We start from the raw sequence: 21456 nt of genomic DNA, 5'->3' as shown, positions 1-21456 counted from the left end.
TTCTTTTTGTAATAGTATAATATAAAAATATTCTAATAAATCAAAATTCTTTTGCTTACAATTCCATTTTATATATCATTGATACATACTTTATTGTAAATATTACCCATTTACAATAAAATCATACATTTGGGGGAAAAAATGTTACATAAAAAATTGAGTTTGATTATTTTGCTTGGATATGCAACCCTTTTGAATGCTCAACAAAATATAGGAGATTATGGGAAAAATCAATTCTTTTTAGGAGCTGAAGCAAATTTACTGAGTAGGACTGCTTTTACTCATCCTGCGACAATTAATTCAACTGACAAAATAAAAGGTCTTCAAAATGCTAACGATGGAATCTATCCTCAAGATAGTTTTGCTTACACAAGTCTAAAATTTTATGGAGACTATGACTACAATATCAGTGATGAAAAAAAATTAAAAGTGTCTTTAGGGTATTTCGGTGGAGTTGCTTATACATACAATGGAGCCTATCCCGTCCCTGATGATACAAGAAAAAATAATCCTGAAGCGATTGAATTTCATCGTTTTTTATTTTATCGTGCTTTTATAGGATACGATGATCCAAACAATTTCCTGCGCATAGGAAGATTTATCGTGGAAGATGATGATTGGATAAAATCAACAGCACAAGGTGGGGAATACATTTATTCAGGTGATAATTTTTTACTCAAGGCGTTGGCAGTTTCAGATTTGACTACAGCTTTTGGAGCTTGGGTATGGGACTTTCAGAATAAAAGCATACCAAATGGACTGTATCATTTGAGCTTAGAATATCATACCCAAAACAAGAAGATCAAAATCCGTCCTTATATATACTCTGTTCCTGATTATTACACAATACCAGGATTTTCTTTTAAAGCAAGTGTGGGGGATAAAAATACCTTTCTATGGTATACCTATATCACAGCCTCTTATGAAAGATTCCATCACAAAGCATATTCACCCGGAACAAAACTACTTTTTCCTTTTTTGAGTCCAGGCAAAGATGCTGGGAATATTTATATCTTGCAAAGTTTCAGTTTTTTAAAAGACTATCAAGTTCAATTGAGTTATTTTAAGAATTTTGGAAATTTTAATGCGATGCTCGGAACTTATGGAAATCCTGGAATGGTAGGCATTTATGACAACAGCTATTATGCTAATTTATGGATGAGTGATTTTCTAGCAAAAGATTCCCAAAGTTTTTTAGTAAATGCCACAACAACGACTCTTAAAAATACCGTGTTAGGACTATTTTATAGAGGAACTTGGTCCTATCGAAGCACAGAAAATACAGCTGGTATTCTAGCTTCATACAACTGGACTCCAAATGTGACCTTAAAAGGGGTATTGGCATATTACCTAGATGAGACCTTTGCGGGATACAACTCTAAGTTTTGGATACCCACCAAAGATGTCCCTGCATACGCAAGAGGCCCCATCACAAAAACGGACACACCAAAAAATTTAGGAGACAGAAGTTATTTTATGTTCAACCTTATTGTACGTTTATGAAAATTTTAGGCTATTTAGAATAAGGCAAAAAATCAATTTTTCTCACTGCTTGCTATTGTTCGAAGGTAGCCATTCTCACTTAGCATAATATAAAGCTGACCCATTACTTCTTTTTTTGTCTCTTCATCAATATCCTGATTTTCTTCAATACGTTGTTTTAAGATACGTTCAATTTCCTTTGTATCATAATCCAAATCATCTAATACATCTAAAATTGTTTGGGCTTCTAAGAGATTTTCTATTTCATAGCCTTTATTGAGATCATCATCAAAAACAACACTCAATTCCGTAGGATGGGTAAAAAGATTGTGTCGCATTCCTAAGACTTCCTGATATGCCCCCACAAGAAAGAATCCTAAAAAATATTCTTCTTTGGTTACATCTACATCGTGCAAAAACAAGGGCTTAGAAGAATCAAATGTGATCTCTCCATCACTATCGCAAGTAATATCCCATAAACTGGCACTTCTGGTAGGTCTACGATTAAGCCTATCTAGTGGCATCACAGGAAAATTTTGACCTAATCCCCAATAATCAGGCAAACTCTGAAAAAATGAGCAATTCAACAAATATCGTTCCTGAACTTGCTCTTGAATACGAATAATATCATTATGATTTTTATACTTAAGAAGTTTGATAACTTTTTTGATAATCAAATGCACAAGCACTTCGGTATTACTTCTATCTTGCAAATCAATATAACCCAGATCAAATAAAGTCAGCAAAGATTCCATATGATCAAAACTATCATGCAAATACTCAATCGCATTTTTTTCACTCATGCTTTGATATAAATCAAGCATTTCAGCTATCAAGGGAGGATTTTTTTCTTTCAGTTTAAGAGCTTTTTCATCATATTCTTGAGAAAACAACTCCAAAACTGGGGCAATGAGTACAGCATGATTGGCAGAAATATATCGTCCAGACTCAATATAAATATCAGGTTCAGGTTCTTTTTTGTTTTTCACAATCTCCTTCAAGGAAAAGACAACATCTCCGCTAAATTCACTCAAAGTATAATTGCGATTATTGCTTCCCTCATGCTGGGTGTATTCCACTGCCAACCCACCTCCAATATTTACACAAGTAAGACTGGTTGCTCCCATCTTTCTAAGTTCTGCATAAATATTTCCCACCTCTCGAATAGCTTTTTTTAGAGGAGAAATATCGCTAATTTGACTCCCTATGTGAAAATGAATCATTGTAAATTTATGGAGCAAGTGAGAATCTTCCAAAAGTTTTATTGCTTCTAAAAGTTCAGTGCTTGTAAGACCAAACTTAGAATTAATCCCTCCACTTTTTGCCCAAATCCCAGTACCTGTGCTGTGTAAGCGAATCCTCAAACCTATTTTTGGATAAGGTTCTCCCATTTCCTTGACAACTTCAATGATAGTTTCAAGCTCATTGAGACCTTCAATGGTCAAAGTGATATCATGTCCCATATTTGCGGCAACAAAACCCAAGCTTATCATTTCTTTGTCTTTGAAGCCATTTACAGTTATAGGAGATCCTTTATTTGTATATGCCATCGCGACAATAAGTTCAGACTTGCTCCCAGCTTCTAATCCGTAGCATTTATCTTCACTACAAGCAACCAAAGGAAGAACAAAATTTGGCATTTGATTGACCTTCAAAGGGAAAACGGCTTTGAAGCTACCCTTGTATTTGTATTCTTGAATAGAACTCTCAAAGGTTGTAAATATTTTTTCAATTTGTTTTTCAATCAAATGTGGAAAACGAATTAGAAGAGGTCCTTTATATCCCTTTTCTCGAACTTCATTTACAATTTCTATTAAGGCGGGTTTGTTTTTGTAATTCACCTTAACCACACCATTATCAATAATAAAATCATCATTTGACCAAAACTTGATTCCATAATCAACCATAAATTTTTCCTCTTGAGCTTAAATAATATTGAGATAAATTATATCATTTATATTGAGTTTTATACTTCCTCTTATGAAGCAATGTATAATTATGAAATTTAAATTTATTAGGATGAAGATGTTAGAAATCAATAATGAAACAAATATTTGTTTTGATATTAGTATTTTAGAGAGGATAGCGGAATCTTTGACCCCAAAAAACATAGAACTTATCCTTACTGATAACGAAGGTATAAAAGAGCTAAATATAGCCTTTCGCTCTAAGGATAGCACAACTGATGTGTTGAGTTTTCCTTTTGATGATATGGGCATTATAGATGGAAAATTACCCCTAGGAAGCGTTGTTATCAATCTACAAATGGCCAAAACAATTAGTGAGGAGCTCAAACACTCCTTAGAATCAGAAGTAGCATTATTGTTTATACATGGAGGTCTACATCTTTTAGGATATGATCACGAAAAAGACAATGGGGAACACCGTGCAAAAGAACAACAATTAATGGAACTATTTAATCTTCCAAAAAGCCTTATTGATAGAAATCAATAATTAACGATTATCAATTTTTTCAGGATAAAGGTCGTGATTTTTTAGTCGGTATTCTGCCATCTGTTCATATTTTGTACCTGATATTCCATAATTCACATAAGGATCAATACTGATTCCACCCCTAGGGGTAAATTTTCCCCAAACTTCTATATATTTTGGTTGCATAACCCTAATAAGATCTTTGAGAATAATATTCATACAGTCTTCGTGAAAAGCCCCATGATTGCGAAAACTGAAGAGATATAATTTTAAAGATTTCGACTCCACCATCTTTTCTTGAGGAATATAACTAATATAAATCGTCGCAAAATCTGGTTGCGAAGTAATGGGACACAAACTTGTAAATTCAGGGCAATTGAATTTTACAAAATAATCATTTTCTGGATGTTTGTTAATAAAAACTTCCAAGACATTTGGATTGTAACTAAAATCATACTCTGTATTTTGATTTCCCAAAAGCGTAATATTCTCTAAATCTTTTTTGTCCATTAATACTCCTCATAAAGTTTGTGATTATACAAATTTTATAATAAAATATCCCCATGAAGATAACATCCATTGAACATCAAAAACTGCAGAAATTAGGTCATAAAGACATACTTTCATTTGCTACACATGTTCCAAAAGCTTATATCAATACCTGCTTATTAGAATCTTTGGAAAACAACTCTATAGGAGTGTTGAATATTGAGGTATGTGCTTTGGATTTTATAAGAGGTAAAAATATACTCAAAATTCAGGCCTTTATGCCAAAATTTAAAGAATCAATAGAAATGGTGATTTTCAATGCAAAAAGCTTCCATAAAAATATTTTTTCTGTAGGTAAAAGCCTATATGTACTAGGAAAAATAGAATATAAATTCAATAAATACACAATAGTTCAACCAAAACCGATTAATGAGATAGGGAAAATTACACTGAGTTTTAAAAGCACTGCTTTAAGAAGTTCTACGATTTCTGAACTTGCCCAAAAAATCATTACCATAGAAAATTTGATGGAAGAAGGTGTGCCAAATCATATTGCTAGATATATTGAAACAATCTTTCATCCTACAGAAAAATTCCTCAAAGAATATCAAAAAAATGCCTCTTTTCCAGATCCCTATCTAAATGCACTCAAATGGATAGAAATCTACAATTATCTGAGACATCTATCGAAAAAAAGAAGGTATTTTGATGCTAAACATATCTGCACAGGAGATTATAAAAGTTTCATAAAATCCCTTCCTTTTAGCCTCACCAAAGCACAAAATGAGACTATTGAAACCATTGCAAAAGACCTAACAAAGCCTATTGCCGCAAAACGACTGATTATGGGGGATGTGGGCTGTGGAAAAACCATTGTTATTTTAAGTGCTGTTACAATGGCCTATCCCAAAAAATCTATATTAATGGCACCTACAACCATTCTAGCTAGACAACTCTATGAAGAAGCTCAAAAATATCTTCCTACAAAAATTAAAACCAAACTCATAACTGCAGATAGCAAAGACATGCAGATAGATAAAAATATTTTTGGAGAAGAAGTACATTTTATCATTGGAACTCAAGCTTTACTTTACAGAGATTTTGAAACCCAGGATTTAGCCCTTGTAATGAGCGATGAACAACACAGATTTGGAACCAAACAACGTCACCAGCTAGAAAAAACTACTGAGGAAAAAACCTCCGGACATACTAAAAAACCTCATGTTTTGCAATTTTCAGCCACACCAATTCCTAGAACAATGGCTATGCTAAACTCAAGCCTCATAGATGTGAGCTATATCAAAGAACTTCCATTCAAAAAAGACATCACTACAAAAATTATCGACAAAAGCGATTTTCATCACCTTATCTCTCACATTCAATCAGAAATCAATCAACACAGACAAATAGTGATTGTCTATCCACTCGTAGAAGAAAGTGAAAATTTTGACTATCTCTCACTCAAAGAAGGAATGCTATTTTGGAAAAAACACTTTAAAAATGTATATGTAACTTCCGGAAAAGACAAAGATAAGGAACAAGTTTTAGAAGATTTTAGAGATAAGGGAGATATTCTACTTGCAACTACGCTTATAGAAGTAGGGATCTCTCTGCCAAAACTCTCTAGCATTATTATTGTTGCCCCAGAAAGATTGGGTCTTGCCACTCTTCATCAATTGCGAGGTAGAGTTAGCAGAAATGGACTTAAAGGTTATTGTTTCTTATACACAAATACAAAACAATCACAAAGACTCAAAGATTTTTCAAGACATTTGAGCGGTTTTGATATTGCAGAGCTTGATCTAAAATATCGAAATAGCGGAGATCTTTTGATGGGAGAGAGACAAAGTGGTGCAGAATTTGAATTTTTCAATATGAGTACCGATGAGGCAATTCTACAGGAAGTAAAGTCACAAATTGATGCCACTTAAAATGAAAATATTTTATTGGCTGATAGTATAAATACCCTTTGCACGATGATCTTTGCCACAAACATTTTGAATTTTTTTGTTATCTACACCAACTGCAAGTCCATCATCGGTGCGTTTAAGCAATACTTTCAAATCATTGCTCTTACTGAAAAAATAAAATTCATCTTCTTTTTGTTTTCCTTCTCCTTGCAGAACACAATCCTTGCTTTCATAAGGAGTAATAAAAGAAAAAACCAAACTATATCTACCATTTTCTAAGCGATTCAACTGTATCCCCTCCCAAGACGCTTGACTCAAACTCATCATATATTTTGCATTCAAAAAATCCAACTTAACAGAATCTTTGAGTTCTTTTTCTCCTTCATCACTACTTTGTTTATCTGAACACGCCAATAAAAAAATTATGGCTAACAAACTCAATAATATTCTTGAATTTAACATTTTGTTATTCTCCAAACAATTTAACCAACTGATTAACGATATTTTTTGCTACCTCTTGAAGTGCCTTAATATCATCGCCTTGTATTTCTTGTGTTTCCTGCAGGAATCCATTCATCTTTTTTCCGGATTTTGCAAGATTATAGCCTAACACCATTTGTGCGCTTGGATGATTACCATTGCGTATTTCCAGTGATACCAAAGTGAGCTTGAGAACATTTTGTGGAAGTTGTGTTCCAAATGGAGGCAAATTTATTGAAATACAATGTTTTGCACCTTCTTGAATCAATAGGTCTCTGAAAATATTTTTTGGTGAATCAATCCACTGCTTACCTTCTAAGTTAGTTATTCTCCCATCATCGTTACGAACGATAATTTTTTTGCTTTCATAAATGCCCGTACTATCAATGTCAATAAGAGCAATATTTTTATATGTTTCACAAGAGGTTGGTGAAATATTGGCATTAAAATCATAAGAATATATTGTGGGTAATTCTGATTTTATTTTCAAACTAATACATCCTGTCAAAAACAATATAAAAATTGGGAAAATAAGAATTGTTAGTTTTTTCATTTTTGCACTCCAAATAGTGTGTTATAGGGATCATTATCAAACTTATCAAGCATTCCTGAACCTTTTTGAAAAAAGTTATTTACATTTTTTAAACTTGATTCAAGTTCAATAACTACTGGATTTAGCATTTTCTTAATATCATATTCGCCACTTTCAAGTTTGTGATTAATATTAAGCAAAAGTAAATTGGAATTTTTTGAAAATCCATTGATTTCATCTTTTGTCTCCGCAAGAGTTGTAGATAGAGAATCCAATGATTTGATAATATTAGAAATGCTTTTGATGTTTTGAGTATCAGTAAGATCTTTGATATTTTTTAATACACCGAGCAATTCTTTTGTTACTTCATCAGCTTGAGAGGCTATCTTTCCCATAAAATTTTGTTTGAAATTCAAAATATGAGGATCATCTTTGCCTATAAATGATGGATCACTACCTTGTTCCAAGGATAAATAGCCAAGACCGGCCAAACCATCAGAATCTGGAGTTACAAGAGAATTTTTGTGAATAGGGATACTTGATAAAATATTCAGCCCTATTTTTACCGTACCTAATCTATCCTTGTCAAAAGCAACGCTAGTCACACTTCCTATTGTGATCCCCTTGTATTTCACGGGTGTATTGATGGCTATACCAGAAATTTCCTTATCTGTATAGACTTCATAGGCTCTGTATTTGGTATCATCTACGCCAATACGACCAATCCAAAATACAAAAATAACCATACACACAACTACAGCAAAAAACACACTTCCAATTACCGTATAGTTTATATTTCTTTCCAAAATCTCTCTCCTCGCGTTGAGTTAAATAAATTATCCTCTGTAAGACCTTCTGTTCTGGCTTCAAAAACAAACTCTTTCAAATTCCCATCAAAATCAATTTGTCCATCTTTTAATAATATAAACCTATCTACCGTATCAGCAATAGAATCTAAATCATGTGTTATCATTACAATAGTCAAATTAAGCATTTCTTTTAATTTCAAAATAAGTTCATCAAATTTCCCAGCACTAGCAGGATCTAATCCACTTGTTGGCTCATCTAAAAACAAAATCTCAGGTCCAATGGCCATTGCTCTGGCTAATCCTACGCGTTTTTTCATTCCTCCACTAAGCTCATAGGGATAGAGTTGATAAACTCTTTTATTCAATCCTACCATCTCTAGCCATATTTTCGAAACCTCTTGAATCTCTTTTTTTGAATAAGAACTGTATTCTTCGAGCATAATTCCAACATTTTCTAAAACATTCAAAGAACTATAAAGTGCTCCAAACTGGAATAACACGCCACAACGATTTAAAAACATATTTTTTTTATCTTCTTTGAGACTCCAAATATCCTCACCAAAGATTTCAATTTTTCCAGCTTTGGGACGGTTTAATAATATCATACTTCGAAGTAAAGTACTCTTACCACTACCACTTCCGCCTAAAATAGCGAATATTTCCCCTTTTTCCACCTCAAAACTAATATTATTATGAATAATATGTTTTCCATAAGCTGTATAGAGATTTTTAACTTGTATGATTGGCTTCATATACCCAACTTTGTAAAAATAACTGAAAAAATGGCGTTGATAAAAATAATCCAAAATAAAGCATTCACAACACTGATCGTTGTCAATCGACCAACTTCCTCTGTATCGCCCTTCACTTCAAATCCCCTAAAACATCCTGTCATAGCTATTGCCCAACCAAAAAATGGTGCTTTAATAATCCCCACCCAAAAATGATTCCAACTAACTGTATCATAGAACCTATCAATATATTGAGCAAAACCAACCCCCAACTGATATTTTATAGCTAACATTCCTCCAAACAAAGCAAATCCATCAGCTAAAAAGACCATCAGAGGCATTGCTATTACCAATGCTAAAACTCTAGGCAATACCAAAAACTCAAATACATTAAAATTCATCGTTTTCATTGCATCAAGCTCTTCAGTAATCTTCATTACGCCAATTTGTGCTGTGAAACTAGAAGCACTTCGTCCTGCGATAACAAGTGCAAGAATAAAAGGTCCCATCTCTCTGAGGGAAAGTTTGGCAGTTGTCTCAATACTCATCATAGGAACTCCCATACTTTGGAGTTGTATTGCACCTTGTAATGTTATTGCAGAACCCACTATAACTGCCGTTAAAATACTTACAGGAAGGGCTTTAAACCCTGATTCATTGATGTGATAAAAAAGCGGTGCGATTCGTATTTTTGAAGGATGGAGCAAAGACTGACCAAAAAAATAAAGTGTTAGACCCGTAAAATTAAAAAAATCCAATGCTTTGGCAAGAGTGTTATAAACGCCTTTACCAAGAGCATTTAGAGGAATTAGCAATATTTTCCATATGTTTTTTATAGAATTTTGGGAAGGATTTTTGCTTGAGGTATCTATATCTAAGCGATTATTTTGAAGAATTTTTGGCAAAATCGCCGATACAGTCTCTAGTATCTTGCAAATCTTCTCAGAAGCATTGATAAAAGTTGTATCCAAGTTAGAAGAACGTAGGATAGAAAATAAAGAAACTGCAAACATAAAATCAAAGTGTCCTGTGCGTTCAAAATCAATTATCAAATCTTTTGAGATATTTTTGATGCTAGATCTTAGGGCTTCCAAGTATTTAGAACGGGTTTGGAAATTACAATCACCATTGAGATAAACAATAATCTTCTGAGAATCTTCAACAACTCTCAGAGGAATTGAAGAAAAGGTTTTAGTGTTTTGCGTATTGGAATCTATATGTTCAGATTGACTTTGAAAATCCCAATCTTTATCAAGACAAACAATCAATTTCTGAGAATTTTTCAACATTCTCAAAGAAGTTTTTGACATTGTCCTTCCTTCAATATTTTTGCTAAGATTATAACAAAAAATAGTTGCACAACCAACTATTGATTTAGAGGCCAAAAAATGAATAAAATTAAAACAATTGTTTTGATGCTAGTTTTTTTTCATATTCTATGTGCCCAAGATATTTCAAATTCATCTGATAATTCAATATCAACAACATCTCAAGAGATAGAAAAATCCAAAAATGAAGGCTATGGAGTTGCTGAAATCAGAGAAAAGCAAAGGCTTATCCGCAAAAAAAGTGGAAAATATATCGGTATAGGAATTGGTATTTTTGAAGTCAAAAAAAAGTACAATCAACAAACCCTAGAGAGCATCCCTGCTATGTTGTCTTTGAAAACAGGTTCTCAAACATTTTTCAACAAAAACATAGGTATTCGAGGATTTTTTGGTTTGGATATGGCAAGTGGATTTGTAAATTATAAATTAGCACCCGATCATAGCAATTCATTTTTTGCTATGATTTCTTTAGGGATCGATGTGATAGCTGAATTTCCACTAAGTCAGAGCTATAAACATTTCTTAGGAGGGTTTGCAGGACTTGGTGGCGGAGCACTTATTTATGCAGATAATCAAAATTTCAAACTCATCAAAGATTCAATCTATACAGCAGGAATCATTATCGAAGCAGGAATAACACTAGATATTTTTGTAAAACATCGCATAGAATTCGGGGTAAAAGTCCTGCCAACAGCAAAAAGCCTTCTCAATAATGGAAACTTCCAAACAAGTTTGATGCCCTATGTAATGTACAATTACAAATTCTAAACTATTCTACTGTAACACTTTTTGCCAAGTTTCTAGGCATATCCACATCATTACCTAGCTTGATGGCAACTTCTAGTGCCAATAGCTGAAGTGCCACCATCATAGAAAAAAATTCCTCCATATAGTCTTGTGCAGGATCGATATATACCATATCATCGGCAGTCTCAACTTCCTCTGAACTAATAACGCAAATTGTAGAATCTCTGGCACTAAGTTCCTCTACATTGCTTTTAATTTTATCACCTAACAAATGTCTAGGAACTAAAGCAATAGTAAATAATAAAGAATCAGCCAATGCTATAGGTCCATGCTTCATTTCTCCGCTTGGATATCCTTCTGCATGCAAATAGCTAACTTCTTTGAGTTTCAATGCTCCTTCTAATGCCAAAGGATAAAAAACATCCCTACCAATAAAGAAAAATCCATGTCCGTGTAAATATCTCTTTGAAAGTCTTTTTAACCTTTCATGAAGTTTAGGGCTGACTTCTGTAGCTTTTACAGAACGAACCATAGATGTAAACTGATTTTCCAGATCATTTTTATTGAGCAAATTTTTTTGAGTTGCTATATAAACCCCAAGCATCCATAAAACCATCATTTGTGTTGCAAAAGCTTTAGTAGAAGCTACACCTTTTTCAATTCCTGCACGAGTCAAGATTACTGCATCACTTTCACGTACAATTGAGCTATTATCAACATTACAAATAGCTAAAGTTTTAAGTCCATTTGCCTTAGCAAGTTTGAGTGCTTCTAGCGTATCGGCAGTTTCGCCACTTTGAGAGATTACGATAAAAATTTCAGATTTCCTCATCACCGAATTAGCATATCTAAATTCACTAGCCATGACTACATTTGTTCTTATTTTTGCGATCCGCTCTAGCACATATTTTCCACTCATACCCGCATGATAGCTCGTTCCACAAGCACAAATAATAAGCTCGTCAACACCCTCAAAAAATCCATCTGGAACTGACTCCAGTGCAACACCATCTTCATTTACTCTACCCATCATTGTTTCAAGCAAAACTTTGTGTTGTTCATAGATTTCTTTTTCCATAAAATATCTAAACCCATCTTTTTGTGCAAATGCTTTATTTTGCTCCAAAGGTCTAATATTTTCCAAAGATTCAAAAGAATGGATGTCCATACATCCAACATCCCCATCTTTCAAATAAACAACCTTATCTGCATATCCAATCACACAAGCATCTGAGCTTCCAAAATACACTCCGTCATTTCCTTTTGCAATAATCAATGGAGATCCATTTTTTGCATAAAAAATCTTATCTGGATACTTCACACTGATAAGCAAAATCGCATAAGCTCCTCTTAAAGTAGCGATAGTTTGTCTAAAAGCCTCAAATCCATCCTCTGTGTCCTTGAGAAACTCTTCAAATAAACGCACGATGACTTCAGTGTCTGTTTGACTCAAAAAACAATGACCTTTTTGTTCAAGATCTTTTTTGATTTCTTGATAATTTTCTATGATTCCATTATGGACAACATTGCTAAAATGTGCAATTTGAGGATGAGCATTTATTTCTGTAGGCTTACCATGTGTTGCCCAACGCGTATGTCCTATCCCTATTCCAAATCCTTTGGAGATAAAATCTGCACATTTATTTTCAAGGTTACAAATCTTGCCCACTGCTCTGAAGGTTTTAAGTTCTCCAGCAGATAATACCGCGATACCAGCACTATCATAACCGCGATATTCAAGTTCTTTTAGACCATTGATCAGGATTTCTTTTTTCTCATTGCTTCCGATATAGCCTACAATGCCACACATTCAAAACCTCCGATAATTCAATATCTAGCATTTTACAATAAACTCTCTTGAATGCGAAAGATTTGTTAAAAAATAGAAATCTTTTTAAGTATAATAATATCTATACACTATAAAAGGATAGAAAATGCGAAGCGATACCATCAAAAAAGGACACTCAAGAACTCCTCATAGAAGCCTACTTAGAGGCGTGGGACTCAAAGATGAAGATTTTGATAAACCATTTATCGGAATAGCAAATAGCTATATTGACATCATACCTGGACACTATTTCCTACCTGAATATAGCAAAATTGTAAAAGAAGAAATCAGAAAGGCTGGGGGTGTTCCCTTTGAATTCAATACAATCGGGGTAGATGATGGCATAGCGATGGGGCATAGCGGAATGCTCTATAGTTTGCCTAGTAGAGAGCTTATCGCAGACTGCATAGAAACTGTTATGAATGCTCACAAACTCGATGCAATGGTTTGCATCCCCAACTGTGACAAAATCGTTCCAGGTATGGTTATGGGAGCACTTAGAGTGAATGTGCCGACTATATTTGTGAGTGGAGGACCTATGCTTGCAGGAACGCTTAGTGATGGTAGTCGTATTGGTCTCTCGCAGGTATTTGAAGCTGTAGGTGCTTATGAGGCTAAAAAAATCAGTGAGGACAAGCTCTATGAAATTGAGTGCAAAGCTTGTCCAAGTGGAGGAAGCTGTAGTGGTATGTTCACTGCAAATTCAATGAATACTTTATGTGAAGCTATGGGTATTGCACTTCCAGGAAATGGAACTATTCCAGCACTTACAAAAGAACGAGAAGAACTCTTACGAATAGCTGCTAGAAAGATAGTTGAGATTGCTCTAGATAAAGCAAAAACTGAAAAATTTAAAATGAAAAATATTCTCAATGACAAAGCCATTCACAATGCTTTTGTTGTAGATATGGCAATGGGAGGTAGCACAAATACTGTCCTACATATGTTGGCGATTGCAAAAGAAGCAGATGTGGATTTCAGTCTCAAAAATATCAATGAAATCGCAAAAAATGTCTCTCACCTCACTAAAATAGCTCCTGCAGTTAATAATGTATTTATGGAAGATATCAATCGTGCTGGAGGCGTGGGTGCTGTTATGAAAGAAGTGAATAAAAGAGGGGGAGTTATCTATGATACCCTCACTATTACAGGTGAGAGTATGCTAGAACGGATCAAAAACGCATCTATCACAGATACTACCATCATTCACACAAATGAAAATGCCTATTCTCAAACAGGGGGGTTAAAAATACTTTATGGAAATCTAGCTCAAGAAGGAGCGGTTATCAAAGCTGGAGCAATGGCAGAAGAGATGAAAAATTTCACTGGATCTGCAGTGGTTTTTGACTCCCAAGATGAAGCGATAGCAGGAATTTCTACAGGCAAAGTAAAATCTGGAGATGTTGTCATTATCCGCTATGAAGGACCAAAAGGCGGACCAGGTATGCCAGAAATGCTAAGCCCTACAAGCCTAATAATGGGAATGGGTCTAGGAGAATCTGTAGCCTTAGTAACAGATGGAAGATTTAGTGGAGCTACAAGAGGGGCTTGTATCGGTCATGTAAGTCCAGAGGCAGCAGAAGGAGGAGTGATAGCACTTGTAGAAAATGGAGATAAAATAAAAATCGATGTGAATAATGGAATCTTAGAATTGTTAGTAAGCGAAGATATCCTTAAGGATCGAAAGCAAAAATGGCAGCCTAAACGCAAAGAAATTGAAGGCAAATGGCTCAAACGCTATGCCCTATTAGTAAGCAATGCAAGTAATGGTGCGATGCTGAAGACAGAGCTTTAATATTAGGATTAGCAAAGGGCAACAAGTGAATATAAATCTTGATTATGTAGATGAAAAAGACTTTAAAGAGGATTCTGTTCGTAGAGAAATTATTGATCCACTATTAAAAGAACTAGATTTTGAATTTGATCTTAAGGGAAACAAAACACTAAGCTTTAAGACTTCCTTAAGCATAAAATCACCTACAATTTTAGGCTCAAATACCAAAATAGGTCAAGATAGAATACTGATTCCTGATTATATTCTTTATGTAGAGAATAAACCCATTTGTGTTTTAGATGCAAAAGCTCCAACTGAAAACATCAAAAATGGCAATCACCCTCAACAAGCTTTTTATTATGCCATCAATGCAGAGATCAAAGCTCCCTATTATGCCTTATGTAATGGAAAAGAATTTACGCTATTTACTTCAATAGGTCAAGAGTTAATTTTAGAGATTGATTTAAAAAATGAATTAGAAACTAAATTTGACACCCTAAAAAGTTATATCACAAACAATACAGAATCACAAATTCAAAAAATAAAAGAAGATGCCAATAGAGATGATGAATGGTATCTAAATAGAAGCCTACCAAAGGCAATAAAACCTCAAAAACAAAAAGCCAAGAGGCACTTTGGTTGTCTAGCTTATTTCACTCGTCAAAGCTGGGATATTGTGCAAAATCATATTCTTAATTTTACTCAAGAAGGCGATGTTGTGCTAGATAGCTTTGGAGGTAGTGGAGTGAGTGCGATAGAAGCGATGATGAAAGGCAGAGTGGGAATTCATATCGATCTCAACCCTCTATCAGTCTTTATGGCAACTGCACTAAGCACAGAGGTAAATCTAAGCGAACTTTACGAAATAGGCGAGATGGTATTGAAAAATTTTGAAAAAATCACTCCAAAAAATGATAAAGAAGCTAAAGAGATGCTAAAAAATGCTTCCTATTATCCTTCTAACATTCAAGCTAAAAACTCTATGGGGGGGGGGCATAAGAAAACCCTATGGATACCCAAAGACGAAATACTACCCAAAGGTAGTGATGTCGCTACTCTAAGAGATATTTTTACCCCTTCTCAGATTATAGAATTAGCTCTACTTCGTGGAGAAATTCTAAAAACAAAAGGAGAAAATATTAAACTATCTCTACTCCTTGCACTTGTTAACACAATTACAATGTGCAATAAAACTTTCCACGAAACAGAAAAAAGAAAAGGAAGTGGTGGAGTATGTGGCATTTTTAATTATTATAGATACAGAATAGCAAAAACTGAAATATCAACTCCTTTTAATATTTCTGAAACCTTTAGACGCAAACTTCAGAGGATTATCAGTGGAAAAAGAGAACTTCAAAATTCTCCTCATTTCTATCAAATGCTCCCAAAATCTAAATTCATTCAAGGAGATGCCACTAATCTCAAAGAAATAGAATCTAACAGTGTTGATTATATCTATACAGATCCACCTTATGGAGCTAAAATCCCTTATTTAGATTTATCAACTATGTGGAATGCTTGGCTAGATTTCCCTGTAGATAAAACCCTACTAGAAAAAGAATGTATTGAAAAAGGTAGTCTCAATAAAAGCACTCAAGAGTATTATGATTTAATAAAACAAGGTCTCAAAGAAATGTATCGAGTGCTAAAATTCAATCGCTGGATGAGCTTTGTATTCCAACATCAAAGCCCACAGCTTTGGCAAACTATCGTAGAGTACGCTGAAGAAATCGGATTTGAGTACATAGGTAGCATCAGACAGAGCAATGGTCAATCGAGTTTTAAAAAGGTTCAAAACCCATTTACCGTCCTAAGCGGACAACTCATAATGCACTTTAAAAAAGTAGAAAATCCAAAAACTCTCGCCAAAGAATCACTAGGCGATGATTACGATCTAATATTTAATCATATCGAAGCTTTGATCGCAAAAGAAAATGGAGCAACCCTAGAAGAAATCTATGGAGAGCTGACTATTACGGGTCTTGAAATGGGTTTTTTACACGAACTTGGAAATAAATTTGAAACTCTCACTCCCATCATCAATGAAAACTATGATTATGATAAAGAGACTCAAAAATATCACATCAAAAAAGGTTCTAAATTTAAAAGCCACAACATATCCATAGAAACACGAGCAAAATATTTTATTGTTTCTTTTTTAAAAAAAGCACAAAGACAAAACACAAAAATAACTTTTGATGACATATGCCTAGAAGTGATACCTTTACTAAAAAATGGAGTAACACCCAGCAAAGAACTCATAAAAGATATTCTCGAAGAGGTTTCTATTCTCACTCAAGAAGGAAATTATGTTTTTAAAAGTGCTTCTATGAGTTTATTTAATTGATTTTAGTGATTAAATTGTAATAAAACTTTGATCTAGCATCATATCTAGTCAAAGCCAAGCACCAAAACAATAAAGTATCTTTAAGTCTCCGTTTGACTTACTTGAAAAAGCAACATCAGAAGATAATACATTGATTTAATAAAAAAGATGTATAATGCAAACAAAATTGCAAGTTTTATTCTGTTTTGTCATAAATCAGACAGATTTTCTTCTTTGATTTAGAATAAACGATCTAACTAAAGTCCTAAAAACATAAAAAAATCTAAAGTATGTCCAAATCGACTTGAAGTGCCAATTCTAATTCATTGATAGTGCAATTAATATTTTGAAAATATACGAAAAACTCTTAAATCAGGGGAATATATGCCAAGAACCCAGAATTTAAATGAGGTGCTCAAACCCAACGAAATGCCTTCTTTTTGGGGATCTGTAGCAAGACCAGAGCTTCCTACAAAAATAAAACTTGTTTATGCGATAGGGTGGATAGTTGCCTTATTTGCAGCAGGACTGCAAAACAATCTCACAATCGCTAATATCAATCAAATTCAGGGCTATCTAGGTATCACTCCAGCAGAAGGTGCGATTTTAACAGCTTGTTATTATATGGGCTATGCTTGGACAAGTGTGGTGCTTTTCAAAATGCGTCAGCAATTTGGAATGAGGATTTTTTTTGGTGGTGTGGTAATGATCTTATGTATTGCCCATATTATCCAGATGTTTAGTGATAGTTTTTACATCTATGCGTTCAGTCGATTTCTCAATGGACTTGTAGGCAGTGGTCTATCTACCTTTTGTGCTTATTATGCCATGCAAATGCTTCCAAAAACGAAAACTTACCTCGTAATGTGTGTGAGTGTTGGTCTTATGCAGGTGGGTTCTCCATTTGCAAGGTGGTTAGATCCTTTTTTGATGCTAGGCGAAGATGCTCACTTGGTTGCATATATTGATATGGGAACAACCTTATTTGTATTAGCAGCGTATTTGCTCATTGAACTCCCTCCTTCTCAACTAGGCAAAGCCTTTTCAATCAAAGATATTCCCTCCCTCGCTCTATACGCTATAGGGACCGCAACTTTTTGCTTGATCTTCAGTGTTGGAAATATTATTTGGTGGGATAAGCCTTGGATTGCGTATGGAATATGTATCGGAATAGTCTGTATTGTAGGATTTTTTCTGATTGAAATAAATAGGGTAAGGCCACTCATAAATTTCTCTTTTGTAGGCACACTTCAAGTATTCAAACTTGCTCTTGCTGGTGCTTTTGCTAGGATGTGCCTAACCGAACAAACTACAGGTGCAACAGGATTATTCAGAAATGTTTTAGGATATACAGATTATCAACTCGCAAACTACTATGGAATCGTAGCCTTGGGAGCTTTGTTTGGTGGTGTCTCTTGTATAGCAATGATGGGATACAAACGCACTTCTATTATTTTGATTATCTCTTTTGCAATGCTTATTGTTGGCTCTTTTGCCTCTACAAACCTATCTCCACAAATCACTCCAAATCAACTCTATATTCCTCAATTCCTGATTGCTGCAGCAAGTGTATTTTTTATAGGACCTTTGTTTGCTGAAGGAATTGTTGTTTCACTTCCAAGAGGAGGTGGATATGTATTGACTTTCATCGCTATTTTTAGTTTTTCTCAAAGTGTTTTTGGTCAATTGGGTTCTGCATTGGTAACTACTTTTATCAAAGTGCGCACTGCTAGTAGACTTCAAGATATCATCAATCATGCTCCAGATACAAATCCTGCAATCAGCACAAACCCTGACTTTGTTACTGAAATCACCAAACAAGCAGGTGTAATGGCCTATAGCGATCTATTTTCAATCGTTGGTTATATGGCAATTGGAATCTTTTTGTTTTTGGTTTTACATTGGCTATATTTTGCAGTTGGAAAGAAAACAGCTGTTGATAGAGAACTTGCGATACTTGGTCGTAGGACTGCTATTGCAAATCTTAAAACTAAAACCTTCTTAGATGAGCTAGAAAAACGACGTCTTCAGGAAGGAAGAAGTTATGATGCACATTTTTAATCCATAAAAAGGAATACCTATGCCTTATTTGAAATCTTGGACACCTAAAAAACCTCAACTCATTGCAACATTTATCAGCATTATCGTTGTTATATGTGGGGTTTTATCCATCTTGTATGCTTGGGAATTACCACCTTTTTTTCGAGGAGTTGTGAGCACCGATGATGCATACATACAAGCAAAAACAACGCTTCTTTCTCCAAGAGTAAGTGGATATGTTACAGACATATACGTGCATGATTTCACTTCAGTAAAAGCAGGGGAACCTATCTTGCAAATAGATAGACGAATATTTGTCCAAAAAGTCAATGAAGCCGAAGCAAATTTACAAAGTGTGCAAGCTTCTCTTGATACCTATGATCAAAATTATCGATTAAGAGAAGCTGTAGTAAATGAAAAAAAAGCAATTATCGATGCAGATAAAGCAACTCTTGAAAATGCAAAAAGTCAGAATAACCGTGTGTCAAAACTTGTCAAAAAAGGATCATTAAGTGCTAGAGAGTATGAAGATACACAAACAGCTCTCAAAAAAGCTCAATACGCGCTTGCTGAATCTGAAGCTCAATATCAAAAAGCCATTGAAGAACTTCAAGCATACAAAATTAGCAAAGCTGCACTCCAAGCAGATGTTAAAAGAGCAGAGGCACTTTTAGAACTAGCTCAAATCAATCTTGAATATTCATTAATTAAAGCCCCCGTAGATGGTACGCTTGGGCAAATTGGTGCAAGAATCGGTCAAGCTGTCACGCAAGGCACTCCTCTTACATTTTTGATACCTAATCTGAAGTGGGTAGAAGCTAACATAAAAGAAACCAAAATGCAAGATGTACATATTGGACAAAAAGTAACCTTCAGCGTAGATGCATTGGGTGGAGCAGTCCTGCAAGGTAGGGTAGAAAGAATATCTCCAGCTACAGGAAGCGAATTTAGTTCTATAAGAGTGAATAATGCTACAGGAAATTTTATAAAAATCATTCAACGCATCCCTGTGCGCATAGAAATCGATCCCAATGATTCACATTTTAAGGATCTAAAAGCTGGTATGAGCGTCATAGCAACCATCCATACCCAAAAGGACTAAAAAATGCGATGGAGCAATGCTTTTTATATAGCTAGTTTTGGTATTTTATTCATTGGATGTGTGCCAAAAATTTCAGAACTGCCAAAAGATAGCAAAATAACTCTTGCATTAGAAGAAACTTCAGAACAACAAGTGCAAAAAAACTGGTGGAAAAACTTTAATGATCCTAATCTTATATTTATCCTCCAAAAAGCAAGAGAATATAATAGCGATCTTCAAATAGCACAAACAAGAATACAACAGGCAATGGGAATATTAAAAATTGCAAAATCAACGCTTTATCCAAGTGTAAATATAACAATGAGTCCGCAATACACACAAAATATGCTCACCCCAGTTTTTGGATTTAGCACACCTATTGGAATGATAGATCCAACCCTAAATATCTCTTATGATTTTGATTTCTTTGGAAAAAACAAAAAAGAACGCAAAAATAAAGCTTATCAAGCCCAGGCAATAATAGCTCAATCTATCGCCACAAAGATCTCTCTTGATGCTTCGGTGGCAAAAACCTATATCAATCTTATCGCACTTAAAGACAAGCTTTCCATACTCCAAAATACTTTAAAAGCCCGTGCTATTGAATTAGATATCGCTCAAAGCAAGTCAAAAACAGGCTATAGCAGCCAATATGATGAACAACAAGCAAAAATCCAATACGAAGCGACAAAAGCTCAAATTGCCCCAACAAAACTAAGCATAGAAAAAACTCAAAATACACTAGAAGAGCTTACCGGCATAAATGCAAAAGAGCTCAAAACACTCAAAAGCCTCAATCAGATCAACGAACCTATTTTGCCAAAAAAGATTCCTTCTTCAATATTGAGAAATAGACCTGATATAGCCTATGCTGAATTTGAACTTGCCGCCAGTAGTGAGGCTTTGGCAAAAGCTAGAGCAAATTTTTTACCTGATTTTAATCTAATTGCTAATCTAGGTGTAGCAGCTTTTACTGACTTTTTTGACACAGCAGGACATATATTCACAGGAGCTATTGGAGCAAGTATCTTAGCCCCTCTTTTTCAAGGAGGAAAACTCAAAGGTGAGTTTGCGGTTGCAAATGCAAAAAGGGATGAAGCTGCATACACTTATAAAAAAATTGTCCTAAATGCTTACAAAGAAGTAAAAAATGCTCAAGCTAGTATTGAATGGCTCAAAGATCAACAGCTTTCACTGCAAGAAGAACACAAAGCTGCTCTAAAGACATTGCAATACGCAAAAGGTCGCTATAAAGATGGATATTCTTCATATTTGGAAGTTGTAGATGCAGAACGTTCCTTGCTTGATCTTGAAGGACAAATTATCACCTTAAAAACTGCTTACATCGAATCGCTTATCAATTTATATCAATCGCTTGGAAGTGGGTTTAATATTGAAGAAGTGAAATTACCAAAAGAGGGCAAAAAAGAGAAGAAAAATGCAAAATAATACCTCAAAAGAGATGT

At 34.5% G+C, this 21456-nt stretch carries 17 protein-coding genes; 9 read left to right on the top strand and 8 right to left on the bottom strand.

The window, feature by feature from the left end; all coding sequences use genetic code 11:
- Positions 1–141 precede the first annotated feature (141 nt).
- Positions 142–1503, top strand: a complete 1362-nt coding sequence (locus Q5I06_RS01170; RefSeq protein ID WP_305516371.1) for an outer membrane family protein — start codon at positions 142–144, stop codon at positions 1501–1503.
- A gap of 32 nt (positions 1504–1535) precedes the next feature.
- On the opposite strand, the gene speA is transcribed toward Q5I06_RS01170, so the two are convergent.
- Entirely contained in the window at positions 1536–3389 is a 1854-nt protein-coding gene (speA, locus tag Q5I06_RS01165; RefSeq protein WP_305516370.1) for an arginine decarboxylase, read from the bottom strand.
- Positions 3390–3507: 118 nt separating this feature from the next.
- Here speA and ybeY point away from each other — a divergent pair, with 118 nt between their 5' ends.
- On the top strand, positions 3508–3936 hold the full coding sequence (gene ybeY, locus Q5I06_RS01160) for an rRNA maturation RNase YbeY (protein ID WP_305516369.1): 429 nt from the start codon (positions 3508–3510) through the stop codon (positions 3934–3936).
- Here the strand turns inward: ybeY and queF are convergent, their stop codons facing one another.
- Positions 3937–4425, bottom strand: a complete 489-nt coding sequence (queF, locus tag Q5I06_RS01155) for a preQ(1) synthase (RefSeq protein WP_305516368.1) — start codon at positions 4423–4425, stop codon at positions 3937–3939.
- 53 nt (positions 4426–4478) lie between these two features.
- Between queF and recG the strand changes: the two genes are divergently transcribed.
- Positions 4479–6335, top strand: a complete 1857-nt coding sequence (gene recG / locus Q5I06_RS01150; RefSeq protein WP_305516367.1) for an ATP-dependent DNA helicase RecG — start codon at positions 4479–4481, stop codon at positions 6333–6335.
- Positions 6336–6347: 12 nt separating this feature from the next.
- On the opposite strand, the gene Q5I06_RS01145 is transcribed toward recG, so the two are convergent.
- Genes Q5I06_RS01145 through Q5I06_RS01125 form a run of 5 tightly spaced genes read right to left on the bottom strand, consistent with a single transcriptional unit; the run spans position 6348 to position 10176 of the window.
- Positions 6348–6776 (bottom strand): hypothetical protein, encoded by a 429-nt coding sequence (locus Q5I06_RS01145; protein WP_305516366.1) that lies wholly within the window; start codon positions 6774–6776, stop codon positions 6348–6350.
- Between the two features lie 4 nt (positions 6777–6780).
- Positions 6781–7347 (bottom strand): hypothetical protein, encoded by a 567-nt coding sequence (locus Q5I06_RS01140; protein WP_305516365.1) that lies wholly within the window; start codon positions 7345–7347, stop codon positions 6781–6783.
- Positions 7344–8132 (bottom strand): MlaD family protein, encoded by a 789-nt coding sequence (locus tag Q5I06_RS01135; protein ID WP_305516364.1) that lies wholly within the window; start codon positions 8130–8132, stop codon positions 7344–7346. The genes Q5I06_RS01140 and Q5I06_RS01135 overlap by 4 nt, the downstream gene beginning before the upstream one ends.
- A complete protein-coding gene (locus Q5I06_RS01130; RefSeq protein ID WP_305516363.1) occupies positions 8117–8887 on the bottom strand; it encodes an ABC transporter ATP-binding protein in 771 nt (256 codons plus the stop codon). The genes Q5I06_RS01135 and Q5I06_RS01130 overlap by 16 nt, the downstream gene beginning before the upstream one ends.
- Positions 8884–10176, bottom strand: a complete 1293-nt coding sequence (locus tag Q5I06_RS01125; RefSeq protein ID WP_370690899.1) for an MlaE family lipid ABC transporter permease subunit — start codon at positions 10174–10176, stop codon at positions 8884–8886. Before Q5I06_RS01125 ends, Q5I06_RS01130 begins: the two co-directional genes overlap by 4 nt.
- A gap of 78 nt (positions 10177–10254) precedes the next feature.
- On the opposite strand from Q5I06_RS01125, the gene Q5I06_RS01120 reads away from it, so the two are divergent.
- Complete coding sequence (locus Q5I06_RS01120) at positions 10255–10962, top strand: outer membrane beta-barrel protein (RefSeq protein WP_305516362.1); 708 nt, start codon at positions 10255–10257, stop codon at positions 10960–10962.
- 1 nt (position 10963) lies between these two features.
- Here the strand turns inward: Q5I06_RS01120 and glmS are convergent, their stop codons facing one another.
- Positions 10964–12751, bottom strand: a complete 1788-nt coding sequence (glmS, locus tag Q5I06_RS01115; protein WP_305516361.1) for a glutamine--fructose-6-phosphate transaminase (isomerizing) — start codon at positions 12749–12751, stop codon at positions 10964–10966.
- Positions 12752–12875: 124 nt separating this feature from the next.
- On the opposite strand from glmS, the gene ilvD reads away from it, so the two are divergent.
- The 5 genes from ilvD to Q5I06_RS01090 all read left to right on the top strand — a co-directional run bounded on the left by ilvD (position 12876) and on the right by Q5I06_RS01090 (position 21439).
- A complete protein-coding gene (gene ilvD, locus Q5I06_RS01110) occupies positions 12876–14564 on the top strand; it encodes a dihydroxy-acid dehydratase (protein ID WP_305516360.1) in 1689 nt (562 codons plus the stop codon).
- 25 nt (positions 14565–14589) lie between these two features.
- On the top strand, positions 14590–16890 hold the full coding sequence (locus Q5I06_RS01105) for a DNA methyltransferase (protein ID WP_305516359.1): 2301 nt from the start codon (positions 14590–14592) through the stop codon (positions 16888–16890).
- 363 nt (positions 16891–17253) lie between these two features.
- The gene (locus tag Q5I06_RS01100; RefSeq protein WP_305516358.1) at positions 17254–18930 is read left to right on the top strand and encodes an MFS transporter; all 1677 of its coding nucleotides are present in this window, start codon (positions 17254–17256) and stop codon (positions 18928–18930) included.
- 19 nt (positions 18931–18949) lie between these two features.
- Positions 18950–20011: an HlyD family secretion protein gene (locus Q5I06_RS01095; RefSeq protein ID WP_305516357.1), complete on the top strand. Its 1062-nt coding sequence runs from the start codon at positions 18950–18952 to the stop codon at positions 20009–20011.
- A gap of 3 nt (positions 20012–20014) precedes the next feature.
- Complete coding sequence (locus Q5I06_RS01090) at positions 20015–21439, top strand: efflux transporter outer membrane subunit (protein ID WP_305516356.1); 1425 nt, start codon at positions 20015–20017, stop codon at positions 21437–21439.
- Positions 21440–21456: the final 17 nt, after the last annotated feature.

This window comes from Helicobacter cappadocius (genome assembly GCF_030688855.1).
In the GTDB taxonomy this organism is placed as follows: Bacteria; Campylobacterota; Campylobacteria; order Campylobacterales; family Helicobacteraceae; genus Helicobacter_J; species Helicobacter_J cappadocius.
This window is presented reverse-complemented; position numbering and strand designations above follow the sequence as displayed.